The sequence below is a fragment of the Streptomyces sp. SolWspMP-5a-2 genome (assembly GCF_900091845.1).
GTDB lineage: Bacteria > Actinomycetota > Actinomycetes > Streptomycetales > Streptomycetaceae > Streptomyces > Streptomyces doudnae.
The window spans coordinates 1-24,236 of record NZ_FMCI01000097.1 but is presented as its reverse complement, the minus strand read 5'-3'; the positions used below and the strand labels follow the sequence as shown (position 1 = coordinate 24,236).

Genomic DNA, 24,236 nt, shown 5'->3' with positions numbered 1-24,236 from the left:
CCGGGGTGTGACCGGTCCCGCCTCCCGGGCGCCGTCCCCGGGGCGGGCCCTTCGTGGCGATAGGGGCGGTTTGTGTGCCGTGAGGCCGGGAACCCCGAGGAGAGCGCCGGTCAGGCGGCCGTGCCCGGTGGATGTCCGGCCGGCGGCGCCGACCGACGGCCACCAGGCCACGCCCGACGACAGGAGCCACCGTGAGCGCAGTACCGGACCTTCCCCTCAACAACGCCGTACGGATCCCCCAGCTCGGGTTCGGCACCTTCCAGATCCCGCCGGAGGAGACCCGCGAGGCGACCCTCACCGCGCTGGAGGTCGGCTACCGGCACATCGACACGGCGGAGATGTACGGCAACGAGAAGGAGGTCGGCCAGGCGGTCAGGGACTCGGGCCTCGACCGCGCCGACGTCTTCGTGACCAGCAAGCTCGACAACGGCGCCCACGCCCGCGACGACGCCCTGCGGGCCTTCGACCGGACCGCGGCCGACCTCGACATCGGTCACCTGGACCTCTTCCTCATCCACTGGCCGCTGCCCGGCCGGGGCGACTTCGTGGAGACCTGGAAGGCGCTGGAGGAGATCTACCGCAGCGGCCGCGTCAAGGCCATCGGCGTCTCCAACTTCCAGCCCCACCACCTGCGCAGGCTGCTGGAGTCCAGCGACGTGGTGCCCGCCGTCAACCAGATCGAGGTGCACCCCTACCTCACCCAGGACGAGGTGCGCGCCTTCGGCGCCGAGCACGGCATCGCCACCGAGGCGTGGTCGCCCATCGCGCAGGGCAAGGTGCTCGACGACCCCACCGTCAACCGGATCGCGGACCGGCTCGGCAGGACGGCCGCCCAGGTCACCCTGCGCTGGCACCTGCAGCGCGGCGACATCGTCTTCCCGAAGTCGGTGACGAGGAAGCGCGTCGAGGAGAACTTCGACCTCTTCGGCTTCGAGCTGACCGAGGGGGACATGGGCGAGATCTCCGCGCTCGACCGGGGCGAGCGGACCGGCCCTGACCCCGACAGCTTCCAGGGCTGACCCCGGACGCCGGTCCGTCCGGCCGGAGTGCCGGTCCGTCCGGCCGGGGTAGGCTCCGCCTCCCGGCGGGCGGCTCCGGAGCCCCGCCGGTGGGAGGAGCCCCGTGGAAGAGGTCCGTACGCGTCCCGCGGTCGAGGCCGACCGGCCCGCCGTCGAGCGGCTGTGGCTGATGTTCCGGCACGCCCTGTCCGGGCCGGACGGCGTGCTGCCCCACCCGGACGGGACCTTCCGCGACGAGCGGCTGCGGGACGCCTTCTCCCGGCCGGGCTGGGCGCCGTACCTGCTGACCTGCGGCGACCGGCCCGCCGGGTTCGCGTTCGTCCGCGGTCTCGACACCCCGACACGCGTGCTGAACAGCTTCTTCGTGGTGCGTGGCGCGCGCCGCGCCGGGATCGGACTGCGGGCCGTCCGGGAGATCGTGGCCCGGCACCCGGGGCCCTGGGAGGTCGCCTTCCAGGACGTCAACGTCCCCGCCGTCCGCTTCTGGCGCCGGGCCGCCGCCGAGATCGCGGGCGACGTCTGGACGGAGGAGCACCGCCCGGTACCGTCCCGCCCCGAGCTGCCCCCGGACACCTGGATCGCGTTCACGGCCCCCGCCGGGAGCTGACGCGGCGCGGCGGGACCGGGCACCGCGGCCGCCGTCGGAACCTCCCCGGAGCGGGGGCTCCGGCGGCCGCCCGGCCGAACCCGGCGTGCGGGCGGTCCGCGCCGACGGTCGGATGGGTCCCGTGCGACGACCCACGACCCCTCCGAACGGCCGCCTCAGGCTGCGCCTGGCCGCCGTTGCCACCTGCCTCCCGCTGACCCTCCTCCCGCTGCTCGGCGCGTCGGCCCCGCCCGCGGCGGCCGAGCCCGACCCCCGCCCCTACCAGACGATCCTGCCGTCGACCGTCGTGCCGGAGCGCGGCAGCGCCTACATGGGCGTCGGCGTGCTGGCCCACGAGGGGAGCAGCGGAACGCCCGAACCGCTCTCCCCGGCGACCCGCGCCTCCCAGACCGAGGGCGTCGACGTCTCCAGCCACCAGCGCGAGGTGAACTGGCCCACCCTGTGGGGCAGCGGCACCCGGTGGGCCTACACGAAGGCGACCGAGGGCACCTCCTACCGCAACCCCTACTACGACCAGCACTACGACGGCGCCCACGGGGTCGGCATGGTCCGGGGCGCCTACCACTTCGCCACGCCGGACTCCAGCGGCGGCAGCACGCAGGCCGACTACTTCGTCGACCACGGCGGCGGCTGGACGGGCGACGGACACACCCTGCCCGGCGCCCTCGACATCGAGTGGAACCCGTACGGCGACACCTGCTACGGCAAGTCCGCCGCGTCGATGGTGAGCTGGATCGGCGACTTCCTGAACCGCTACAAGGCCCGCACGGGACGCGACGCCGTCATCTACACCTCCACGAGCTGGTGGAACACCTGCACCGGCGGCCACCGCGGCTTCGGCGCCACCAACCCGCTGTGGATCGCCCGCTACGCCTCCACGGTCGGGCCGCTCCCGGCGGGCTGGTCGTCGTACGCGATGTGGCAGTACACCTCGACCGGGGCGACGGTCGGCGACCACGACCGGTTCGACGGCAGCGTCGACGCCCTGCGGGAGTTCGCCGCCGCCTGACCCGGGCCGCACCCGGGTCGCCACGGCCCGGGTGACCGGGAACGGTCCCGGTGACCGGGAACGGTCCCGGTGATCCGGAATGGGGCCGGGCGGGACGGTGTTGACGCCGTCGACGCTGACATGCGCGGGCCACCTCGGAGCCCGCCGGGTCGGCGGGGAGGAGGCCTCATGGCACAGCACACCACCACCGCGCGTCCGATCGTCACCCTGCGCTCGACGGCCGGGACGGGCGTCACCTACGTGACCCGCAAGAGCCGCCGCAACGACCCCGACCGGCTCGTCCTGCGCAAGTACGACGCCGTGGCCCGGCGGCACGTCGACTTCCGCGAAGTGCGCTGAGCCACCCGGCCGGACATCCGCGCACCCCGGTCACCGCACCGGGACAGGCCCGGTCCCGCACCCCGCGGGACCGGGCCGACGCGTGCCGGGACCGTCGTCCCGCCCGTGCGCGCTGAGTTGCGGCGGGCGGGCGATCAGGGAGCATCGGGGACAGGAGCGTCCGCGCCCGCGGGGTCGGTACCCGCCGCGGCCCGCCCTTCGCCGCCCAACCCCATCGAGAGGACACGGTCATGCCGGTCTGCACGACCCGCGACGGAGTCGAGATCTTCTACAAGGACTGGGGCCAGGGGCGCCCGGTGCTGTTCATCCACGGCTGGCCGCTCAACAGCGACGCCTGGCACGACCAGCTCAAGGCCGTCGCCGACGCCGGGTTCCGCGGCATCGCCCACGACCGCCGCGGCCACGGCCGCTCCACACCCGTCTGGGACGGCTACGACTTCGACACCTTCGCCGACGACCTGAACGACCTGCTGACCTACCTCGACCTGCGGGACGTGACCCTGGTGGCCCACTCCATGGGCGGCGGCGAACTGGCCCGCTACATCGGCAGGCACGGCACCGGGCGGGTCCGCTCCGCGGTGCTGCTCTCCGCGATCACGCCGGTCATGTGCCAGTCGCGCACCAACCCGGAGGGGGTGCCCGACGAGGTCTTCGACTCGATCAAGAACGGCATCCTGGAGGAGCGTTCGCAGTTCTGGAAGGACACGGCGGAGGGCTTCTTCTCCGCGAACCGCCCCGGGACCAGGGCCACCCAGGGCAACAAGGACGCCTTCTGGTACATGGCGATGGCGCAGACCATCGAGGGCGGGGTCCGCTGCGTCGACGCCTTCGGGTACACCGACTTCACCGACGACCTCGCGTCCTTCGACGTGCCGACCCTGGTGGTGCACGGCGACGACGACCAGGTCGTCCCGCTCGAAGCGACCGGCCGCAAGGCCGCCGAGCTGGTGCCGGGCGCCGAGCTGAAGGTGTACCAGGGCGGGTCGCACGGCCTGGCCATGGTCCCGGGCGACAAGCAGCGGTTCAACGACGACCTGGTCGACTTCCTGCGCCGCTGACCCGCTCCGGCCGCTCCCGCACGACGTCGCGCGGGTCCTTGTCGTCGCGCAGCCCGAGGAACCGGGGATGGCGGAGCATGCCGTCGCGGGTCCACTCGGTGAACGCGACCTGCGCGACGAGCACGGGCTCCACCCAGTGCGGGCGCGGTTCGCCCACCCGCCCGGCGAACGGCGCCCGCCCGGCCGCGTGCGAGTCGAGCAGGGCGCGCAGCGCGACCAGGGAGCGGTGGTCGAACCCGGTGCCGACCTTGCCCGCGTAGCGCAGCCGCCCCTCGTCCCAGTGGCCCAGCAGGAGCGCGCCGAACCCGGCCCGGCCGCCGCCCGGTTCGGTGAAGCCGCCGATGACGAACTCCTGGGTGAGCGAGCACTTCAGCTTGAGCCAGTCCGGTGACCGTCCGGGGCGGTAGCGGCTCTCGGCGCGCTTGGCGATCAGCCCCTCCCAGCCCCGGGCGCAGGCGTCGGCCAGCGCGTCGCCGCCGCCCTCGTTGCGGTGGGTCGTCAGACGCAGCGGCGCGCGGTAGGCGAGGGCGCGGCGCAGCAGGGACTTGCGGGTGCGCAGCGGCAGCCCCCGGGTGTCCGCGCCCTGCAGCCGGAGCAGGTCGAAGAGGTAGTAGGTGACGTCGACGCCGCTCGCCTCGACGTCCCGGGGGCGGGTGAGTCCCATGCGGCGCTGGAGCCGGGCGAAGTCGGTGCGGCCCCCGGAGAGCGCCACGACCTCTCCGTCCACGGTGAAGTCGGCGCACTTTTGCGCCGCGAGCGCGGCCACCAGCTCGGGGTAGGTGGCGTTGAGGCGCCGTCCGCTGCGCGACAGCAGGGTGACGGTGTCGCCCGCGCGGACGGCGAGGACCCGGACGCCGTCGAGTTTCCGCTCGAAGACCCAGCCGGACGGGAAGTCCCGCCGCTCGCTGAGGGTGGCCAGCATCGGGTCGGCGGCCAGCTCAGGGCCCGGCCCCGCCGCGCGCAGGAACCTGGCCTGTCCCGCGGGCAGGGTGTCCAGCAGTCCGGTCATCGCCGCTCACCTCCCGCGCGCCGGCCGCCCCGGCCGCGCTCGCAGCCGTCCCGGGGTCAGTCCTCGTCCTCCGGGATCAGGTGGACGGCCGCCTCCTCGGCGCCGGCCGCGCCTCCGTCGATCCCGAGATCCTCGGCGATCATGTCCTTCTCGGCGTCCTCGTGCGCTCCCTCGTCGGGTGCCGTGAGACGGCCCGCGCGTTCGGCGCCTACCTCTCGGTCGAGCGGTTCGCCGTCCCCGCCCTCCAGGTCGCCCACTCCGTCGTCGGCGCCCGGCTCCGCCAGCGCGGGGTCCGCCCGCTCCTCCGCCAGACGCTCGTCCAGGCTCTCGCCCTCGCGCTGCTCGCGTCCGGTCGTACCGCGGTGGTCCACCGCGAGCGGGCGCTCGGGCGGCGACCAGCCCTCGTCGTAGGGGTCGCTGCCCCGGTCGGTGAGGGTGTCCTCCGGATCGAGGACGCCCTCGTCCTCGCGGTCGTCGGGTCCGGCGGGCTGGTAGACCTCGCTGCCCATCGCGTCGTCCGGGTCCTGGGTGTCCATGGGGTCGAGTTCCTCCCACAACGATTCGGATGCGTCGGCTCCGCCTATCCAGCCTGGCCCAGTCCACACATCGCGGCACATCGGGGCATGGCCGGGCCCGGTGTGCCGCGACAGACGTCAGACGAACGCAATTTCTTGCGTTGCTTGCGCCCGCTTGCGTCGTGCCGCGCAAATACCGTCCGGTCGCCGTCGTGCCGCCGCGCGGAGGCTGCCCGGTCAGGCCGTGTCACAGGCGTCACCGGCGGAACGGCACACGATCCGCGCCCGGCGTCGCCGGGAACACACGCTGCGCGCCGCTGGTGAAAATTGTGCGGCCCTGGACGTAGACGAGCCTCCAGTGCTCTGCAATATTGCGATGAAACTTTGGAAGAACCTGCGCACAGACTCCTCTCGGGGACCGTGCGCCCGTCCGTAGGCAACTGCTCGAACGGCGGGTCCCGCGGCCCTCGGACCGCCGGTCCCGCCACGGCATCCGCCGACCCGCCCCACCGCGCCACCGCTCCGCCCAGGAACGAGCCGTCCTCGCCGCCCCACCGGCGCGCGAGCCTCCGCAGGGAGTGACCCCCGTCATGACGCGACACGAACCCCGAACCTGGAGACGCCGCGCAGCGACCGCCGCGCTCGCCTCCACCCTCATCGTGCTGGGACTGCCCGCCGTCGGCGCCCAGGCGGCCGGCGGCCCCGACGCCGCGGCCGACGCCCCGAGCCGGGCGGGCAGCGCCCTGCGGGCGCACGCCGCCGCCAACGTCACCGACGGTGACACGGACACCTACTGGCAGGCCGGGAAGAAGTCCGCCCAGTGGGTGCAGACCGACCTCGGCCGCACCGAACGGGTCCGCCAGGTCGTGCTGCGGCTGCCCGAGGGGTGGCGGTCCCGCACGCAGACGCTCGCGCTCCAGGGCAGCGCCGACGGCACGAGCTTCGCCACGCTGAAGTCGTCGGCGACGTACGTCTTCGGACCCGCCGACGGCAACACCGTGCGGATCTCCTTCCCGGCGACCCTCGCCCGGTACGTCCGGGCCAACTTCAGCGCCAACTCGGTCGCCCGCACCGCCCAGCTCGCCGAGATGCAGGTCCTCACCGGCGCCGCCGCCACCCCCAACCTCGCCCAGGGCAGGTCGTTCACCGAGAGCGGGCACGCCGACGTCTACGCCGCCGCCAACGCGGGGGACGGCAACCGGTCCACCTACTGGGAGAGCAAGAACAACGCCTTCCCGCAGTGGCTCCAGGTCGACCTCGGCTCCTCCGTCAAGATCAACCAGGTGGCGCTGCGGCTGCCCGCCGGATGGCCGAGCCGCAGCCAGACGCTGAAGGTCCAGGGCTCCACGGACAACGCGAACTTCACCGACCTGACGGCCGCCAAGGCGTACACCTTCGACAGCGGCAACGACCAGTCGGCGACCCTCAGCCTCGACACCGTCACCACCCGGTACGTGCGGATCCTGTTCACCGCCAACTCGGCCTGGCCCGCGGGCCAGGTGTCGGAGCTGGAGGTGTACGGCCCCGCGACCGGCGACACCCAGGCGCCGACCGCGCCGTCGAACCTCGCCTACACCGAACCGGCCACCGGGCAGATCAGGCTGGCCTGGGGCGCGGCGACCGACGACACCGGCGTCACCGCCTACGACGTCTACGCCAACGGGCAGTTGCGGGCCAGCGTCGCGGGGAACGTGCTGACGTACACCGACACCCAGCCCGCCTCCGGCGACATCACCTACACCGTCCGGGCCAGGGACGCCGCGGGCAACGCCTCCGCCGACAGCAACAGCGTCACCCGCAAGGGCTCCGGCGGCGACACGCAGGCCCCGACCGCGCCCGGCAACCTCGCCTACACGCAGTCCGGCGCGGACGTGAAGCTCACCTGGCAGGCGTCCAGCGACAACGTGGGCGTCACCGGGTACGACGTCTACGCCGACGGCAAGTTCCTGAAGTCCGTCGCGGGGAACGTCACGACGTACACCGACACCCCGTCGGCGGCGGCCACCGTCACCTACTGGGTGACGGCGCGGGACGCGGCCGGCAACGTGTCGGTGGCGAGCAACAGCGTCACCCGGCCCGGCACGTCCGGGACCGGCTCCGACCTGGCGCAGGGCAAGCCCATCGAGGCGTCGTCCTCCACCTTCACCTATGTTGCGGGGAACGCCAACGACGGTCTGACGAGCACCTATTGGGAGAGCGCGGGCGGTGCCTACCCGGCCACCCTCACCACGAAGCTGGGGGCCAACGCCGACCTGAGCCAGGTCGTCGTGAAGCTGAACCCGGACGCCGCGTGGTCGGCGCGCACGCAGAACATCCAGGTCCTCGGACGCGACCAGGACGCCACGTCCTTCACGAGCCTCGCCGCCGCGAAGGACTACACGTTCTCGCCCGCCTCGGGCAACACGGTGACCATCCCGGTCTCCGGCGCTGCCGCCGACATCCAGCTCAGGTTCACCTCCAACTCCGGTGCCCCCGGCGCCCAGGTCGCCGAGGTGCAGGTGATCGGCACCCCGGCCGCCAACCCGGACCTGCGGGTCACCGGCATCACCAACACGCCCGCCGCGCCGGTCGAGTCGGACGCCATCAGCCTCACCGCGACGGTCGTCAACAGCGGCACCAAGCCGGCCAAGGCCACCGACCTGAACTTCACCCTCGGCGGCACGAAGGTCGCCACGGCGGACGTCCCCGCCCTCGCGGCCGGCGGGTCGACGACGGTCACCGCGAGCATCGGCGCCCGGGACGCCGGGAGTTACCCGGTCGGCGCCGAGGTGGACCCGTCGAACAAGGTCATCGAGCAGAACGAGGCGAACAACACCTTCACCCGCGCCGACGCCCTCGTCGTCAAGCCCGTCTCCAGCTCCGACCTGATAGCCGCCCCGGTCTCCTGGACCCCCACCAGCGCCTCCGCCGGTGACGAGGTCAGGTTCTCCGTCGCGATCAAGAACCAGGGGACCGTCGCCTCGGCCTCCGGCGCCCACGGCGTCACCCTGACGGTCCTCGACTCCAAGGGCGCCACCGTCAAGACCCTCACCGGCTCCTACAGCGGCGTCATCGCGGCGGGCCAGACCACCGCGCCGGTCTCCCTGGGCTCCTGGACGGCCGTCAACGGCAAGTACACGGTCAGGACGGTCCTCGCCGACGACGCCAACGAACTGCCCGTCAAGCGCGCCAACAACACCACCACGCAACCCCTGTTCGTCGGCCGGGGCGCCGACATGCCGTACGACATGTACGAGGCGGAGGACGGCACGCTCGGCGGCGGCGCCAAGGTCGTCGGCCCGAACCGGACCATCGGCGACATCGCGGGCGAGGCGAGCGGCCGCAAGGCGGTGACGCTCTCCGCCACCGGCCAGTACGTCGAGTGGACCACCCGCGCGGCGACCAACACCCTCGTCACCCGCTTCTCCGTCCCCGACGGCACGAACACCACCCTGAACGTCTACGTGGACGGCCAGTTCCTCAAGGCGATCGACCTCACCGCCAAGTACGCCTGGCTGTACGGCAGCGAGTCCGCGCCCGGCAACTCGCCCGGCTCCGGGGCCCCGCGCCACATCTACGACGAGGCGAGCCTGCTCCTCGGCAAGACCGTCCCGGCCGGTTCCAGGATCCGCCTCCAGAAGGACGCGGCCAACACCTCCACCTACGCGATCGACTTCGTCAACACCGAGCAGGCGACGGCCGTCGCCAACCCGGACCCGGCCGCCTACACCGTCCCGGCCGGTTTCGGCCACCAGGACGTGCAGAACGCGCTCGACAAGGTCCGCATGGACACCACGGGCAAGCTGGTCGGCGTCTACCTGCCCGCGGGCGACTACGAGACGTCCAGCAAGTTCCAGGTCTACGGCAAGGCCGTCAAGGTGGTCGGCGCCGGGCCCTGGTTCACCCGCTTCCGCGCGCCCTCCTCGCAGGAGAACACCGACGTCGGCTTCCGCGCCGAGGCCAGCGCCAACGGCTCGACGTTCGCCGGGTTCTCCTACTTCGGCAACTACACCTCGCGCATCGACGGCCCCGGCAAGGTCTTCGACTTCTCCAACGTCGCGAACATCACCATCGACGACATCTGGGTCGAGCACATGGTCTGCCTCTACTGGGGCGCCAACACCGACAACATGACCATCAAGAACACCCGCATCCGCGACACCTTCGCCGACGGTGTCAACATGACCAACGGCTCCACCGACAACCACGTCGTCAACAACGACGCGCGGGCCACCGGCGACGACAGCTTCGCGCTCTTCTCGGCGATCGACGCGGGCGGCGCCGACGAGAAGAACAACCTCTACGAGAACCTGACGTCGACGCTCACCTGGCGCGCGGCCGGGATCGCCGTCTACGGCGGCTTCGACAACACCTTCCGCAACATCCGCGTCGCCGACACCCTCGTCTACTCCGGCATCACCATCTCCTCGCTGGACTTCGGGTACCCGATGAACGGTTTCGGGACCTCGCCGACCACCATCGAGAACGTGTCCCTCGAACGGACCGGCGGCCACTTCTGGGGCTCGCAGGTCTTCCCCGCGATCTGGGCGTTCTCCGCCTCCAAGGTCTTCCAGGGCATCCGCGTCAACGACGTCGACATCGACGACTCCACCTACGGAGGCGTGATGTTCCAGACCAACTACGTGGGCGGCCAGCCCCAGTTCCCGGTGAAGGACACCGTCTTCACCGACGTCTCCATCACCAACTCCAAGAAGAGCGGCGACGCGTTCGACGCCAAGTCCGGATTCGGCATCTGGGCCAACGAGTTGCCGGAACCCGGTCAGGGCCCGGCGGTCGGCGAGGCCACCTTCCGCAACCTCCGGATGAGCGGCAACGCGCAGGACGTCCGCAACACGACCAGCACCTTCAAGATCAACATCCAGTAGCCGCACCGGTTCCGTTCCTCCCCGACCGCAGCGCGGGGCCGTCCTCCAGGAGGACGGCCCCGCGCCGTCGTGTCTCCGCAGGGGCTCCCCGGATCGCTCCGCATGATTCGCGGATTCCTCGAAAGTTTCGACGTCAAATGATCTACCAGTTGATCCGCTGACGTGAGCAACACCGAATAGTTTCGATGCTTCATCGACGTAACCGCCTCTGAACTGCGGCTATATGGCCCCGGTGATGAGGGTGCGAGTCCGAAGCTTTCGCTACGGACGCCGAAACTGTTGACAGTTGATGTGCCCAGTTCAACACTGTCGAACGCCCGGCCGCCGCCCGTCCGCCTCCCGCGGACCCGGCGGACCGTCCGGCCCCCGCACCCGCCCGCACGAGGAGGACGCACGCCCATGGACCCCTACGTCGAACCGCAAGGCCGCGGCAGCGGCCGTCTCCTGCGCCGCGCCCGGCGCGCCTGCACCCTCGCGCTGCTCGCCGTGGCGGCGCTGCTCCTGCCCGCTGTCGCCCACGCCGACACGGTCATCACGACCAACCAGACCGGCACCAACAACGGTTCCTGGTACTCCTTCTGGACCGACGGCGGCGGCTCCGTCTCCATGAGCCTGGGAGCGGCCGGCAACTACGGCACCACCTGGAGCAACAGCGGCAACTTCGTGGCGGGCAAGGGCTGGAGCACCGGCGCCCGCCGCAACGTCGCCTACTCGGGCAGCTTCAACCCGTCGGGCAACGCCTACCTCGCGCTCTACGGCTGGACCACCAACCCGCTCGTCGAGTACTACGTCGTCGACAACTGGGGCACCTACCGGCCCACCGGCACCTACAAGGGCACCGTCACCAGCGACGGCGGCACCTACGACATCTACCAGACGACCCGGGTCAACGCCCCCTCCATCGAGGGCACCCGCACCTTCAACCAGTACTGGAGCGTCCGGCAGAGCAAGCGGACCGGCGGGACCATCAGCGCCGGGAACCACTTCGACGCCTGGGCCCGCAACGGCATGAGCCTGGGCACCTTCAACTACCAGATCCTCGCCACCGAGGGCTACCAGAGCAGCGGCAACTCCAACATCACCGTGAGCGACTCGGGCACCGGCGGTGGCGGAGGAGGCGGCGGTGGTGGTGCCTGCACGGCGACCGTCACGGCGGGGCAGCAGTGGAGCGACCGGTACAACCTGAACGTCTCGGTGTCGGGTTCGTCGTCGTGGACGGTGACGATGAACGTGCCGTCGCCGGAGAAGGTGATCGCGACCTGGAACATCGCGGCCAGTTATCCGAGTGCGCAGGTGCTGACCGCGAAACCCAACGGCAGCGGCGACAGTTGGGGCGTGACCATCCAGACGAACGGCACCTGGACCTGGCCCACGGTCAGTTGCAGCCCGGCCTGATCACCGTCCCCGAGACAGCCAGAGAGGTCAGCATGCGCATCACACCAGGGCGTGCCCCGCGCGCCGCGCTCACCGCACTGACCGCCGTCGCGCTGACGGTGGCGGGCCTCGTCGCCGTCGACGCCACGCCCTCGCAGGCCGCCACCTGCAACGGCTACGTCGGACTCACCTTCGACGACGGTCCGTCCAACGACCACACCCCCGCCCTCCTCAACGCCCTCAAGCAGAACGGGCTGCGTGCCACCATGTTCAACGAGGGGCAGTTCGCCGCCTCCTACCCGGCCCAGGTCCAGGCCGAGACCAACGCGGGCATGTGGGTCGGCAACCACAGCTACACCCACCCGCACCTGGTCCAGCAGAGCCAGGCGCAGATCGACTCCGAGGTCTCCAGGACCCAGCAGGCCATCGCGAACGCGGGCGGCGGGACCCCGAGACTGTTCCGCCCGCCCTACGGCGAGACCAACGCGACCCTGAAGTCGGTCGAGGCCAAGTACGGTCTCACCGAGGTCATCTGGGACGTCGACTCGCAGGACTGGAACGGCGCCGGCACCGACGCGATCGTGCAGGCGGTCGGCAGACTCACCAACGGGCAGGTCGTCCTCATGCACGAGTGGCCCGCCAACACGCTCGCCGCCATCCCGCGGATCGCCCAGAACCTCGCCTCCCGCGGGCTCTGCGCCGGGATGATCTCCCCGCAGACGGGCCGCGCGGTCGCACCCGACGGCAGCGGCGGCGGGGGAGGCGGTGGTGGTGCTTGCACGGCGACCGTCACGGCGGGGCAGCAGTGGAGCGACCGGTACAACCTGAACGTCTCGGTGTCGGGTTCGTCGTCGTGGACGGTGACGATGAACGTGCCGTCGCCGGAGAAGGTGATCGCGACCTGGAACATCGCGGCCAGTTATCCGAGTGCGCAGGTGCTGACCGCGAAACCCAACGGCAGCGGCGACAGTTGGGGTGTGACCATCCAGACGAACGGCACCTGGACCTGGCCCACGGTCAGTTGCAGTCCGAGCTGACCGCACCCCACGCACCACGGGCGCGGGGGCCCCGGCCGCCGCGCCCGACTCGCCCGCGCGGCATCCGCTCCGTCAGCGGGACGACGGCGGAGCGCCCAGCGCGTCGGCCACCGCCCGGGGCAGCCGCTCCGACACGGCGTCGCCCAGCCGCTCGAACTCCCGCTTGAGGAACGGCGCCGCGAGCCGCGCCGGGCCGTGAAGGTCGATGCGGGCCCGGTAGGTCAGCCGCGTCCGCCCGGCGCGCTCCTCGAAGCTCAGGTCGTCGGTGGAGGTGGCCGTCCGGTTGCGTCCGACGAAGGTGAGGCGGTCCTCCTCCCGGCGCACGAGCCGGTACCGCAGCTCCGTGCGGCGGCCACGGAACACCGACACGTTGTCCCATTCGGCCCCGACCGAGGGCTCCCCGTCACCGATCCGCTCGCAGCTGACGGTGCCCGGGTCCCACGCCTCGGTGTGCGAGAAGTCCGCGAGATAGCGCACCACCTCGTCCATCGGGTGGTCCAGGTGCAGGACACGCTCGACTGCGACCATGGGTTCCTCTTTCGCTCGCCCCGACCGGCTCTCCCCGGACGGGTTGTCTTCGGATGCGCAGGCTTTGGATGAACCGGCTGCGGATCCGGTAGTCGTGATTCCGCCCGGAGGCCGTCCACGGATGCACCTTGGCCGTTCGGGCTTCGCTCACGTCTCGGCCTGCGCTCACCTGCCCGGACGGCCCGGGTCCACACCGCCGTCCCGACCGGGCGAACCCATGGCCGCCGTCAGACGTGCCGCCGCCCACCCCGGTCCGCGCTCCCGCACCTCCCGGGTGAGCCCGGCGAAGCGTCCCGCGTCGGCCGTCGCCCTCGCCAGAGCCGCCGGGACCGCGGACACCGTCACCGCGTTCGGGTCGAGCACGACCCCGGCGCCCGACCGCTCCGCGTCCCGCGCGACGGCGAACTGATCGCTGGAGAACGGCAGCACCAGCGCCGGGACGCCCGCGCGCAGGCACTCGGTGAACGAGTTGCCGCCGCCGTGGTGCGCCATCGCGTCCACGTGCTCCAGCAGCGCCGTCTGCGGCACCGACCGCGCCACCACGACCCGCTCGCCCGCCAGGTCGGCCAGCGCGGCCACCCGGTCCCCGGCCGCGACGACGACCGAGACGTCCCCCGTCCCCTCGACGAGCCCCCGCACGACGGTCCGCAGCACGTCGTCCCGGGCGGACAGGAACGTGCCGAACGCGACCAGCACCAGGCGCCCGCCGTGCGCGCGCAGGCGCCGCACCCGCTCGTCCCACCGCGCGTCGAGCGGCTCGGGCGGCGCCGCCAGATGACCGGCGAAGAGGCGTCGCGGGCCCTCGGCAGGTGTCGGCCGCCACGGCAGCGCGGGGTAGGGGTGCACGACGGCGTGCGCGGAGCCGAGGGCGAAGGCCCGGCCAGGAGCCGGTCGGCCGGGCGCGTGCCGGGCGGCGAACGCGGCGAACCGCGCCGTGAGCTCCTCGTCGTCGCGCCGTACCGCCGCCCGCAGCCCGGCCAGGCGGTCGGGCCCGGGGCGCAGAGCGTCGGGCCAGGCGGACGGCAGACCGAAGTAGGCGCCGGGAGCGGACGGCAGCTGGTCGGGGTGGCCGGGGCAGAGCGTCGCCCAGCGCAGCCCCAGGCAGTGCAGCGCGAGGGTGACGGAGTGGTTGAGCTGGTCGACGACGTACCAGTCGGGCCGCAGTCGCCGGTCGACCGCGCGCAGCGCCTCCAGCACCCCCTCGGGGTCCGCGAGCAGGTCCGCGCGCCGGTGGCGGGCCTGGGCAAGGAGCGCGGCGACGGCGCCCTCCCGGGTGGCGGCCAGGAACGCGCGCAGCCGCGCCGCCTCCGCGGCGTCCTGCCGGGTCGACTCGGCCACCCCGGTGTTGGCGTTGCGTGTCACCGCCAGCGGGACGAAACCCACCCCCGCCTCCCGTGCCAGCGACGCGAACGCCGGGGCGCACGCGTAGTGGACCTCCGCACCCGCCGTCCGCAGGGCACCGGCCAGCACGGACAGCGGCCGCGCGTGCGACAGGAACGGGGGACTGACGACCACGACTCGCGGCACGGTGACCCTTCGGCAGCGCCTCCCGCTCTCGCCCGCGGGAGGGGACCCGCGCATCGTAGCCGCGCGCGAGGCGTCTCCCCGGGTGGCGACGGGCCCCGTCGGGCGGTACTTCTGAAGGCGCGTCCCGCGTGCTCCCGGTGCGTGCCCCGTGCGCTTCCAGTGCTGGTCCGGAGCGTGCCGGACGAGCACTGGACGGCCGTCCGGGCAGCGCTGGACGCGCGTTCGCCGGCGGGTGCGACGGGGCGCGCGCAGGCCGGGCGGTGGGTCGGCCGGGCGTCGGGAGGCGCGTCAGGGCGTCCGAGAGGTCCGTGCCCCCCGGAACCACCCAGGCCGGACGCCGTCCCCGCGACAGGAGAACCCTTGGCCCCCGCCGCCCGTCCCCGCCCGAGCGGACCCCCACGCGTCCGGACGGAGGACACCGACCCGCTGGAGACCGCCCGCGCCGCCTTCTTCGCGTCCGTGGCAGAGGCCGACCGTTCCCCGGCCCCCGACCGGACGACACCGGACGACCCCGTCCCGCGAACACCGGTCGGGGTACGGCGTCGACGGTCCGGCGGGTCCGGCGGGTCCGGAGGGTCCGGCAGGCCCGGAGAGGCGGCCGGTCGAGGTGCGGTCACGGAGCCGGGCGGACCGGGCACAGGTACGGGCACGGCGGGGGAGTCCTCCCCTCCGGTCCCCGCCGGGGGCGGGGAGCTGGCCGCGCTGCTGGCGGCCGAGTACGGGGTGCCGTGGGCAGGGGCAGGGGCAGGGGCAGGGGCAGGGGCAGGGGCGGAGGTAGAGGTAGAGGTAGAGGCGGGGGTCGGAGCAGAGGCAGGGGCGGGGGTCGGGAGCGAGGACTTGGCCGTCGCCGGGTTGCGGCGGGCCGCCAGACTCGGGGTCCCGGTGCCGCCCGGGGACCTCCTCGCCCACCGGGACGGCGGCCCACGGCTCCTTGCGGCGGTGCGCGAGCTGTGGCCCGGGGCGGTGCACCACCACGGGCGGGTCCGGGCCGAGGCGGCGCTGCGCACCCTGCTCACCCGCCCCGGCGGCGCCCCGGCGGCCGGGTTCCTGCTCGACCTCGCGGTCGCCGCCGGACTCCGCCCGCTCACCGCCGACGAGACCTCATCGCTGACGGGGACGGCGGACGACCGCGCCGCACGTCACTCCGCGTGGCGCTACCTCCACGGCCTGCCCGGCGGCGCGGCCCGCCTGCCCGATCCGTCCCGGGCCGGTGACGTCTACGAGCGGCTGCTGCTGGCGCCCCCGGTGCCGGTGCTCGGCCCCTTGTCCGACCGGGAGGGGAGCCTCGTCGTCCAGACCATGCTGCTCGGCCGTCTCGACACGCCGGGCCAGGGGCTGAGCGGCGGGCTCGCGGTCCTGCTGCGGGGGCTCGGCGACCGGCTGGCGGTCACCGACCGGATCGCCGGAGTGATCACCGTCGTCACCGCCGGGCACGACGATCTCGCCGCCGACGACCGGATCGCGTACCCGCTGCGGCCCGGACACTGGGTCCTCAGACTCCCCGTGGACGCACCCGGGCCCACCGCGCCCGCCCCCGCCCACCGGGCCGCCCTCACCTGGTGGGCGGTGCGGCTGCTGGGCCGGGCCCCGCGGACCCCGGACGTCGTGCACGTCCGGTACGCCGACGACGGCAGCCTGGCGCTCGCCGACGCGGCCGACGCCCTCGGCGCGGCGACCGTCTTCACCGCCACGCCCGATCCGCACCGGGGACTGGCGCGCCGGTACGCCGCGAGCGACCCCGCCGACCCCGCGACCGGGGAGCGGCTCCGTGACGAACTGCACCGGGTCTTCGCCGCCGACCGGCTCGTCGAACGGGCGGACACGGTCCTCGGCCTCCCCGGCAGCGGCGGCACCCGGGAACTCGTGCGGTACTTCCCCCGCCTGGCCCGGCTGCACGGCGGGAGCGGGCCCGCCGCGCCGCCCGAGGGCGTCCCGCCCTACCGGCCCGCCCCCGACGAACACCTCCGGCGGCGCGCCGCGCTCGACGCCCTCTACCGGGGCGGGGACCGGCCCGACGCCCTCGATCCGGGCGATCGCGGGCTGCCCCTGCTGCTGACCGTGGGCCGTCCGCACCCGCTCAAGCAGCAGGACCTCCTCGTCCGCGCCTGGCTCGCGGCGGGCCTGCACCGCGCCGGGACGCTGGTCCTCGTCGGCGGCCACCCGGGGGCGGGCAGCGGGCCCGAGCGCGAGGTCGGACAGCGCGTCGCCGCCCTCCTCGCGGCCCACCCGGAGGCCGCCGGGCGCCTCGCGCTGCTGCCCGCGATGCCCAACACCGACGTCCGTTGCCTGCACCGGGCCCTCGCCCACCGCGCCCCGCACGCGTGCACCTGGTACGTCTGCCCGAGCGCCAAGGAGGAGTTCGGGATCGCGGTCCTGGAGGCGATGGAGGCGGGGCTTCCGGTCGCGGGGCCCCGCTGCGGCGGCGTCGCGCACTATCTGCGCGACGGGGTCAACGGCCTGCTGATGGACACCTCCACGGCGTCCGGTCTGACGGACGGGCTGCGGCGCCTGGCGGCCGTCCGCGACGACGACCGGCGACGGTACGCGGCGGCGGGCCGCAAGCTGGTGGCGTCGCGGTTCTCCGTCCGGCGCACCGCCGACGAACTCACCGTCGAGTACACGGCCCTGCGCCGCCGGGCCCGGCCGGCATCCGGCGATCAGTAGACCGACGTTCGTCCCGGGACCCGTACCGACGTCCACACCGGAACCCGTACCGCCCGTCCCGCGATCCGTACTGCCCGTCCCGCCCCCCACCCGGCGCCCGGTATCGCCCACCCCGGGTTTGTTGAAGACTCACGTATCGATTACGGTCGTGCCTGTTCGTGCTTGAAGCTTCAATGAATACGTGAGCCAGGAGGGCCCCCATGACATCCACCCTCGACTCCCCCCGCCCCGTCGCCGGAGCCACCCCCACCCCCACCGCCGCGCCCGTCCACGCGTACGACGCCGGGCTGCTGATCGTGCGCCTCGTGCTCGGCCTGACCGTGGCCGCGCACGGTGCCCAGAAGCTGTTCGGCTGGTTCGGCGGGGGAGGACTGGACGGCACCGGACAGTTCTTCGCCCTCAGCGGTTACCCCGCCGGGCGGAGCATGGCCGTCGTCGCCGGGCTCAGCGAGACCCTCGGCGGACTCGGCCTCGTCCTCGGCCTGTTCACCCCGCTCGCCGGGGCCGCCGTCCTCGGCACGATGGTCAACGCCCTGGCCGTGAAGTGGGGCGGCGGCTTCTTCGCCCCCGAAGGCGTCGAGTACGAACTCCTCCTCGCCGCCACCGCCGCGGGGCTCGCCCTCACCGGCCCCGGCCGGATCGCCGTCGACCGCCACCTTCCGGTCCTGCGCTCCCACCGGCTCGCCCACGGTGTCGCGGCGGTCGCCCTGGCCGCCGTCGTCGCCGGTCTCACCCTGCTCGTCAGGAAGTGATCCCCGTGGACACCCTGCCCGTCGTCCTCACCCGCGGCGCGTCCGAAGGGCCCCTGGTGGTCCTGCTGCACGGTCGCGGATCGCGGGAGAGCGAGATCATCGGGCTCGCCGACGCCCTGCCCGCCGACCTCGGCTACGCGGCCGTCCGCGCGCCCCTCGCCGAGCACGGCGGCTTCGCCTGGTTCGCCAACCGGGGCATCGGGCGGCCCGTGCCGGAGTCGCTGCGGCAGACCATGGACTGGTTCCGGGGCTGGCTCGACAGCGTCGCCCCGGCGGGCCGCCCCGTGTTCCTGGTGGGCTTCAGCGGCGGCGCGGCCTTCGCGGGCGGGCTGCTCCTCGACGACCCGGGCCGGTACGCGGGGACCGCCGTCCTCCACGGCACGCTGCCCTTCGACGCCGGACCGCGCACCGACCCCGACGGCCTCGCGGGAGCCCCCGTCTTCGTCGCCCAGGGCGACCACGACCAGGTCATCCCGAGAGAACTCCTCGACCGGACCTGGACCTACCTGACGTCCGACTCCGGGGCCCGCACCACCGCCCGCCGCGACCCGGTCGGCCACACCCTCGCCCCGGCGGCCCTCGCCGCCCTCGCGGAGTGGCTGGACACGGAGGCGCACCGGGCCGGGTGACGCCCGGCGGCACGGGGACCACCACACGGCCCGGCCGGTCCCGCTCCCCGTCCGACGCGCTCGGCGACGGGGAACGACCGGCCGGGCCGTGGCGCGTGCCGGGCGCGAGCGGGCCGTCTCCGGCTCGGACCGGTGCGGCGGGTGGGAGGCCGCCGGTGTGCCGCGTCCCCCGTCCAGCGCCCCCGTCACCCGTCACCCGGTCTCTCGGCGGACCACTTCCGCCACATGGGGTACGACGCGGGTGAGGCGGAGCACGCCCCACAGGATCAGCCCGGCCCCGGCCGCCTCGGGCAGCAGCCACCAGCCCGTCCTGACCGTCTCCTCGAACAGCACGACGCCCAGCAGCAGGCTCACCGCCGCGTCCCCGACCGTCAGCGCGGGCTGCGACGCGGCCAGCGGGCCCGCCTGGAGGGCGTTCTCCAGGAGCAGCAGCGACGCCACTCCGACGAGCGCGAAACCGTACGTCTGCCAGGTGCTGAGGAAGGCCGAGAAGCCCTCGTCGGCGAGACGGCTGGTGGCCGACTTCATGAGTGCGGCCGTCAGCGCGTTGCCGATCGCCGCGCCCGCGGCGAGGGCGGCGGCCCGGAACAGCGGTGACGACGACGAACGGGTGAGGACCACCAGGGCGGCGATCGCGCCCAGGCCGAGGACCAGCACCGGGATCCAGCGGGCCATCGACGCCTGCTCGTTGTCCCCGGCCGGGGACGCCGACGCGAGGAGCAGGGCGAGCCCGCCCACCACGCCCGCGATCGCCCACCAGCCCTCGGTGCTCAGCCTGCGGTGCAGCAGCGGGGCCGCGATCAGCAGCGCGAACGGCAGCTCCAGGACGAACAGCGGCTGCACCAGCGCCATCGGACCGTTGATCAGTGCCAGGGCCTGGAACAGCGCGGCGCAGGCCACCCCGGCGATGCCGATCGCCCAGGCGGGGCGCCGCGCGAGGGTGAGCAGCAGCCGCACCCCGCCGCCCCGGGGCACGGTGGAGGCGGCCTTGCGTTGGAAGGCGGTGCCCACCGCGTTGCTCACGGCGCCCAGGACGGCGAAGACGACGGCGATCACCCACATGACTCCACCATGCCCTCTCCGGGCCGACCCCTCAGATCGGGCCGCCCCGCGCCGGGCACGGTCACCGGAGCGTCCGCCGGGGCCGGGCGTGCGGCCGAGGCGCAGGTCGGAGCGGGGGCGCGCACGGAACGGCGTATCACATCATGAGATCCGCTTTCCGGAAAGTAAGATGCCTGAGATCGTTGCGGTGCCCGCACGGAGCGCACGGTCTTTCGGCGAGGGGGACCCGCGCCAAGCCCCGGGCCCTCGGCAACCGAACTGCACCTCGCGCGAAAGACCGAGCAATGCCCGCACCGACCACCGCATCCGCCGCAGCGCCCGTCAACCCGCGCTCGCGCGTCCTCGTCGCCAGCCTCATCGGCACGACGATCGAGTTCTACGACTTCTACATCTACGCCACCGCCGCGGTCCTGGTCTTCCCGTCGCTGTTCTTCCCCGGCAGCGACCCGACCACCGCCCTGCTGTCGTCGTTCGCGGTCTTCGGGGCCGCCATGGTCGCCCGCCCGATCGGCGCCGTCTTCTTCGGACACCTCGGCGACCGGCTCGGCCGCAAGAAGACCCTCGTCGTCTCCCTGCTGACGATGGGTGTCGCCACGTTCCTCATCGGGGTGCTGCCCACCTACGCGCAGGCCGGGTGGGTCGCCACCGCCCTGCTGGTGGTGATGCGGCTCGCGCAGGGCTTCGCGCTCGGCGGCGAGTGGAGCGGCGCCGCCCTCGTCGCCACCGAGAACGCGCCCCGCGGCAAGCGCGCCCTGTACGGCACGTTCCCCCAACTGGGTGCCCCGCTCGGCTTCATCATCGGCAACGGCCTGTTCCTCGTCATCGGGGCGCTGCTGCCGTCCACCGCGGGCGCCGACCCCACCCAGCCCTCCGACGCCTTCGTCGACTGGGGCTGGCGCATCCCGTTCCTGTTCTCCGCCGTGATGGTCGCCATCGGCCTCTGGGTGCGGTCGCGGCTGGTCGAGTCGGCGGTGTTCGCGAAGACCCGGGAGAGCGGCCGGGTGCGCAAGCTGCCGCTCGCCACCGTGGTGCGCGGCCACTGGCGCCAGCTCGTCCTCGGCACCTTCATCATGCTGGCGACGTACGTGCTCTTCTATCTGATGACGACGTTCTCGCTCAGCTACGGCCGCACCGCCAAGGACGCGGCGGTGCCCGGCCTCGGCTACAGCTACACCACCTTCGTGCTGATGATGATCTTCGGCGTGCTCTTCTTCGCCGTCTTCACCCTCGTCTCCGGTCCGCTCGCCGACCGGTACGGACGGCGCACCACGCTGCTCTGGATCACCGCCGCGATCGTCGTCTTCGGGCTCGTCTGGGTGCCCCTGATCGGCCTGGGCACGCTCGGCGTGGTCCTGTGGCTGGTGCTCGGCTTCACCCTGATGGGCATGACGTTCGGACCGATGGGTGCCCTGCTGCCCGAACTCTTCCCGACGAGCGTGCGCTACACCGGGTCGGGCATCTCCTACAACGTCAGCTCGATCCTCGGGGCGGCCGTCGCGCCGTTCATCGCCGTCGCGCTGTGGGACGCCGGTGACGGCTCGCCCTGGCTGGTCGGCGTCTACCTCTCCGCGATGGCCGTGCTGACCCTCACCGCGCTGCTGCTCGGCAAGGAGACCAAGGACGTCTCCCTGGACGACGGCGAGACCGCCGACGTCGCGGACGCCGTTCCCGGCGACACGCCCGCCCCCGCGCCGCGCTGAGTCCCGCCGACCCGCGCCACCGGCTCCCCGGCGACCGTGCCGGGGAGCCGGTGGCGTCTCACCGCGCCGCGGAGGCTTCGCACAGCTCCCGCAGGGCGGCCTCGGTCGGGGTGCCGGGAGCCGCGGTGTAGACGAGGACCACCTCGTCCGGGTCACCGGTCATCTGGAGCGCCTCCCAGGAGAACTCCAGCCGCTCGTGCGGCGGCGCGCAGCGCAGGACGACGGTGGAGTGCGTCGTCTCCAGGACGTGCTGCTGCGACCAGAGCCGCCTGAAGTCCGCGCTGTGGTCGGCGAGATGGGCTATCTCCCGGGCGAGCGCGGCGTCCCGGGGCCGCTTCCCGGTCTCGGTCCGCAGATAGGACACCGCCTCGCGGGCCTTCGCCTCCCAGTCCACGTACAGCCGGCGCGCGTACGGGTCGACGAAGACCAGCCGCCCCACCGTGCGCTCCGCGACGGGCACCTGGCCGAAGTCGGTGAACACGGTCGCCGCCGGCCGGTTCCAGGCCAGCACCGCGCCACCCGCGCCCACCAGGTACGCGGGCGTGCGCGCCATCGAGTCCAGGACGCGCTGCACACTGGGCCGCACGCCCGCCGCGCGCTCCCCGGCGTCGGGGCCGGCGGCGGGGCCGGCGGCGGGACGCGCCAGGCTCCGCAGGTAGCGCCGCTCCCCGGTGCTCAGCCGCAGCGCGTCGGCCACCGCGTCCAGCACGGCGTCCGACACCCGGGACGCCTGGCCGCGTTCGAGCCGTATGTAGTGCTCCACGCTGACCGCGGCGAGCGAGGCGATCTCCTCGCGGCGCAGTCCGCTCACCCGTCTGACCCCGTGGTCGGGCAGTCCCACGTCCCCGGGGCGGAGGCGGGCCCGGCGAGAGATCAGGAAGTCGCGTAACGCGTCCGAGGTGTCCATGCCCCGCATGGTGGCGGCCGGGCGGTGAACCCGCCAGTACACCATCAGCCCCGTGCGTCCCGGCCAGGGCAGGGTGTGACCTCCCTGGCGGAACCCCGGCCACCGCATCCTCGTACCGAGCCCCGGTCGCCCGGGGCGCTCACGGCGTCCCCGGCCGGTCCGGGTACGCCCTGTCGAAAGGACGCAGCCACGTGACGCTCAGGACACGGAACCGCACCCGCCGGACGGCCTCCGCCCTCGCCGTGCTCGCCGCGGTGATCGGCCTCACCGCGGGCACCGCCGCGACGGCGTCGGCGACGGTCGACTCCCAGAAGAAGTGTTTCGTCGACGTCTACTACGAGGGCCACTGGGTGACGGTGGAGGTGGAGTGCAGCTGAGCGGGTTCCGCGGCCGGCCGTGGTGCGGCTGAGCCGGAACTCGGACCGCCGACGGCCCCCGACACCCGGACCGACGTCCTGACGGGACGTCCGGGTGGACACCGGTGACACGGGAGACACCGGGGACACGGGGGCCCGGGGGACTCCGGGACCTGGGGGACACGGGGACTCCGGGGACCTGGGTACACGGGGCTCGGGCACTGCGGGGACAGGGGGGCTCGGGGACACGGGGGCTCGGGCACTGCGGGGACAAGGGGGGCTCGGGGGGAGGCCGGGGGACACCGGGGGGTGGGCCCCGGCCCGTCCGGGGGAGCGGACGGATCGATCCTTCGCGATCCGTCCGCGATCCCGGTCCCCGGAGCCCGAGCCTGCGTCCGGGCCCGCACCTGCGCCTGGGTCCGGGCCCGCGCCCCGCGTCCGGGCCCGCACCTGCACCTGAGTCCGGGCCTGCGCCCCGCGTCCGGGGCCGGGTCCGCAATCGGCGATCAGCGACCGGGGGCGTCGTCCCACGGCACCCGTGCTCTCGACCGCCGCCGCTACCTCAACCTCCTCCGCCCCCGCCTCCTCCTCCGCCCCCGCCTCCTCCGCCCCCGCCTCCTCCTCCGCCGTGGCCACCTCCGCCTCCTCCGCCACCGTCGCCTCCGCCGTCGCCTCCACCGCGTCCGCCGCCTCCGTCACCGTCGCCGTGTCCGCCGTCGCCGTCTCCGCGGCCGCCGCCGTCCCCGCCCCCGGAGTCCCGGCCGTGGCCCGAGCCACCGTCACCGTCGTGGCCGCCGCGTCCGTCGTCGTCGCCGTCGTCCTGCCCGCCGCCGCCTCCTCCGCCCGGGGGTTCACCGGTGCTCGGGGGCGCGGTCGTGGTGAGTGCGCAGGGGCCGCCGTCCACCCGGAGTCCGGAGAGCCACACCCCGTCGGGCGCGCTGCCGAGGGCGAGGCCGATCTCCAGGGCGCGGTCCGCGGGCACCGTCGTGTCGGAGGGGCCCGCCGTCACCCGGACCAGACGGCCGTCCCGGACCGCGCGGGCGTTGCCGACTCCGTGGGTCTCCACCCCGGGCGCCAGCACGAACGTCAGCGACCAGCCCTGACGCAGCGCCCGCCCCGCGCGCACCACGAGGCTCCCCTCGACGGGGTCGGCCCAGGCGTCCCGCACCGTCAGGCGGGCGCGGCAGTCCGCGGCGGGCGGCGGGGGAGCGTGCCGGGTCGGTGCCCGGCCGGTCGGGACCGGGCTGTTGCTGCCCGCGGGCCCGCCACCCCCGACCCC

General features: G+C 73.8%; 19 protein-coding genes and 1 pseudogene. 13 read left to right on the top strand and 7 right to left on the bottom strand.

The features are described 5' to 3' along the window. Positions 1–191: 191 nt before the first annotated feature. The 5 genes from GA0115242_RS09425 (at position 192) to GA0115242_RS09405 (ending at position 4,032) form a co-directional block, all read left to right on the top strand. On the top strand, positions 192–1,019 hold the full coding sequence (locus GA0115242_RS09425; RefSeq protein ID WP_093826541.1) for an aldo/keto reductase: 828 nt from the start codon (positions 192–194) through the stop codon (positions 1,017–1,019). A gap of 169 nt (positions 1,020–1,188) precedes the next feature. After that, positions 1,189–1,626: a GNAT family N-acetyltransferase gene (locus GA0115242_RS09420; RefSeq protein ID WP_107461363.1), complete on the top strand. Its 438-nt coding sequence runs from the start codon at positions 1,189–1,191 to the stop codon at positions 1,624–1,626. A gap of 112 nt (positions 1,627–1,738) precedes the next feature. Beyond that, a complete protein-coding gene (locus GA0115242_RS09415) occupies positions 1,739–2,635 on the top strand; it encodes a lysozyme (RefSeq protein WP_093826549.1) in 897 nt (298 codons plus the stop codon). 168 nt (positions 2,636–2,803) lie between these two features. Next, complete coding sequence (rpmG, locus tag GA0115242_RS09410) at positions 2,804–2,974, top strand: 50S ribosomal protein L33 (RefSeq protein ID WP_093826537.1); 171 nt, start codon at positions 2,804–2,806, stop codon at positions 2,972–2,974. A gap of 230 nt (positions 2,975–3,204) precedes the next feature. Further along, entirely contained in the window at positions 3,205–4,032 is an 828-nt protein-coding gene (locus GA0115242_RS09405) for an alpha/beta fold hydrolase (protein ID WP_093826535.1), read from the top strand. Here the strand turns inward: GA0115242_RS09405 and ligD are convergent. Further along, the gene (ligD, locus tag GA0115242_RS09400) at positions 3,998–5,041 is read right to left on the bottom strand and encodes a non-homologous end-joining DNA ligase (protein ID WP_093826533.1); all 1,044 of its coding nucleotides are present in this window, start codon (positions 5,039–5,041) and stop codon (positions 3,998–4,000) included. The genes GA0115242_RS09405 and ligD overlap by 35 nt on opposite strands. A 56-nt stretch (positions 5,042–5,097) precedes the next feature. Further along, entirely contained in the window at positions 5,098–5,577 is a 480-nt protein-coding gene (locus tag GA0115242_RS09395) for a DUF5709 domain-containing protein (protein WP_093826531.1), read from the bottom strand. 569 nt (positions 5,578–6,146) lie between these two features. Between GA0115242_RS09395 and GA0115242_RS09390 the strand changes: the two genes are divergently transcribed. The 3 genes from GA0115242_RS09390 to GA0115242_RS09380 all read left to right on the top strand — a co-directional run bounded on the left by GA0115242_RS09390 (position 6,147) and on the right by GA0115242_RS09380 (position 12,832). After that, positions 6,147–10,421 carry a discoidin domain-containing protein gene (locus tag GA0115242_RS09390; protein WP_093826528.1) on the top strand — a complete coding sequence of 1,425 codons (4,275 nt, stop codon included), beginning with the start codon at positions 6,147–6,149 and terminating at the stop codon, positions 10,419–10,421. A 399-nt stretch (positions 10,422–10,820) separates the two neighbouring features. Beyond that, a complete protein-coding gene (locus GA0115242_RS09385) occupies positions 10,821–11,816 on the top strand; it encodes a glycoside hydrolase family 11 protein (protein ID WP_093826526.1) in 996 nt (331 codons plus the stop codon). Positions 11,817–11,848: 32 nt separating this feature from the next. Beyond that, positions 11,849–12,832, top strand: coding sequence for a polysaccharide deacetylase family protein (locus tag GA0115242_RS09380; protein WP_093826547.1), 984 nt, complete (start codon positions 11,849–11,851; stop codon positions 12,830–12,832). Between the two features lie 72 nt (positions 12,833–12,904). On the opposite strand, the gene GA0115242_RS09375 is transcribed toward GA0115242_RS09380, so the two are convergent. Beyond that, positions 12,905–13,360 (bottom strand): SRPBCC family protein, encoded by a 456-nt coding sequence (locus GA0115242_RS09375; RefSeq protein WP_093826524.1) that lies wholly within the window; start codon positions 13,358–13,360, stop codon positions 12,905–12,907. A 165-nt stretch (positions 13,361–13,525) separates the two neighbouring features. Beyond that, a complete protein-coding gene (locus tag GA0115242_RS09370) occupies positions 13,526–14,875 on the bottom strand; it encodes a glycosyltransferase (protein ID WP_256089393.1) in 1,350 nt (449 codons plus the stop codon). Between the two features lie 849 nt (positions 14,876–15,724). Here GA0115242_RS09370 and GA0115242_RS09365 point away from each other — a divergent pair. The 3 genes from GA0115242_RS09365 to GA0115242_RS09355 all read left to right on the top strand — a co-directional run bounded on the left by GA0115242_RS09365 (position 15,725) and on the right by GA0115242_RS09355 (position 18,932). Continuing rightward, entirely contained in the window at positions 15,725–17,551 is a 1,827-nt protein-coding gene (locus GA0115242_RS09365; RefSeq protein WP_093826520.1) for a glycosyltransferase family 4 protein, read from the top strand. Positions 17,552–17,751: 200 nt separating this feature from the next. Then, the gene (locus GA0115242_RS09360; protein WP_093826518.1) at positions 17,752–18,303 is read left to right on the top strand and encodes a DoxX family protein; all 552 of its coding nucleotides are present in this window, start codon (positions 17,752–17,754) and stop codon (positions 18,301–18,303) included. A 5-nt stretch (positions 18,304–18,308) separates the two neighbouring features. Beyond that, positions 18,309–18,932 carry an alpha/beta hydrolase gene (locus GA0115242_RS09355; RefSeq protein WP_202555111.1) on the top strand — a complete coding sequence of 208 codons (624 nt, stop codon included), beginning with the start codon at positions 18,309–18,311 and terminating at the stop codon, positions 18,930–18,932. 192 nt (positions 18,933–19,124) lie between these two features. Here GA0115242_RS09355 and GA0115242_RS09350 read toward each other — a convergent pair whose 3' ends face one another. Then, positions 19,125–19,994: a DMT family transporter gene (locus tag GA0115242_RS09350; protein WP_093826514.1), complete on the bottom strand. Its 870-nt coding sequence runs from the start codon at positions 19,992–19,994 to the stop codon at positions 19,125–19,127. A 284-nt stretch (positions 19,995–20,278) separates the two neighbouring features. Between GA0115242_RS09350 and GA0115242_RS09345 the strand changes: the two genes are divergently transcribed. Beyond that, positions 20,279–21,694 carry an MFS transporter gene (locus GA0115242_RS09345; RefSeq protein WP_093826512.1) on the top strand — a complete coding sequence of 472 codons (1,416 nt, stop codon included), beginning with the start codon at positions 20,279–20,281 and terminating at the stop codon, positions 21,692–21,694. A 58-nt stretch (positions 21,695–21,752) separates the two neighbouring features. Here the strand turns inward: GA0115242_RS09345 and GA0115242_RS09340 are convergent, their stop codons facing one another. Beyond that, positions 21,753–22,601 carry a helix-turn-helix domain-containing protein gene (locus GA0115242_RS09340; RefSeq protein ID WP_093826545.1) on the bottom strand — a complete coding sequence of 283 codons (849 nt, stop codon included), beginning with the start codon at positions 22,599–22,601 and terminating at the stop codon, positions 21,753–21,755. 191 nt (positions 22,602–22,792) lie between these two features. Here GA0115242_RS09340 and GA0115242_RS09335 point away from each other — a divergent pair, with 191 nt between their 5' ends. Continuing rightward, a complete protein-coding gene (locus GA0115242_RS09335) occupies positions 22,793–22,978 on the top strand; it encodes a hypothetical protein (RefSeq protein WP_093826510.1) in 186 nt (61 codons plus the stop codon). Between the two features lie 541 nt (positions 22,979–23,519). Here the strand turns inward: GA0115242_RS09335 and GA0115242_RS40670 are convergent. Beyond that, positions 23,520–24,236: pseudogene (locus GA0115242_RS40670) on the bottom strand (hypothetical protein); the annotation flags it as partial.

Bases quoted from the DNA above. Each gene is read 5' to 3' on its own strand.
- GA0115242_RS09420 (WP_107461363.1), top strand. From the start codon at position 1,189: ATGTTCCGGCACGCCCTGTCCGGGCCGGACGGCGTGCTGCCCCACCCG.
- GA0115242_RS09415 (WP_093826549.1), top strand. From the start codon at position 1,739: ATGGGTCCCGTGCGACGACCCACGACCCCTCCGAACGGCCGCCTCAGG.
- rpmG (WP_093826537.1), top strand. From the start codon at position 2,804: ATGGCACAGCACACCACCACCGCGCGTCCGATCGTCACCCTGCGCTCG.
- GA0115242_RS09405 (WP_093826535.1), top strand. From the start codon at position 3,205: ATGCCGGTCTGCACGACCCGCGACGGAGTCGAGATCTTCTACAAGGAC.
- ligD (WP_093826533.1), bottom strand. From the start codon at position 5,041: ATGACCGGACTGCTGGACACCCTGCCCGCGGGACAGGCCAGGTTCCTG.
- GA0115242_RS09395 (WP_093826531.1), bottom strand. From the start codon at position 5,577: ATGGACACCCAGGACCCGGACGACGCGATGGGCAGCGAGGTCTACCAG.
- GA0115242_RS09390 (WP_093826528.1), top strand. From the start codon at position 6,147: ATGACGCGACACGAACCCCGAACCTGGAGACGCCGCGCAGCGACCGCC.
- GA0115242_RS09385 (WP_093826526.1), top strand. From the start codon at position 10,821: ATGGACCCCTACGTCGAACCGCAAGGCCGCGGCAGCGGCCGTCTCCTG.
- GA0115242_RS09380 (WP_093826547.1), top strand. From the start codon at position 11,849: ATGCGCATCACACCAGGGCGTGCCCCGCGCGCCGCGCTCACCGCACTG.
- GA0115242_RS09375 (WP_093826524.1), bottom strand. From the start codon at position 13,360: ATGGTCGCAGTCGAGCGTGTCCTGCACCTGGACCACCCGATGGACGAG.
- GA0115242_RS09360 (WP_093826518.1), top strand. From the start codon at position 17,752: ATGACATCCACCCTCGACTCCCCCCGCCCCGTCGCCGGAGCCACCCCC.
- GA0115242_RS09350 (WP_093826514.1), bottom strand. From the start codon at position 19,994: ATGTGGGTGATCGCCGTCGTCTTCGCCGTCCTGGGCGCCGTGAGCAAC.
- GA0115242_RS09345 (WP_093826512.1), top strand. From the start codon at position 20,279: ATGCCCGCACCGACCACCGCATCCGCCGCAGCGCCCGTCAACCCGCGC.
- GA0115242_RS09340 (WP_093826545.1), bottom strand. From the start codon at position 22,601: ATGGACACCTCGGACGCGTTACGCGACTTCCTGATCTCTCGCCGGGCC.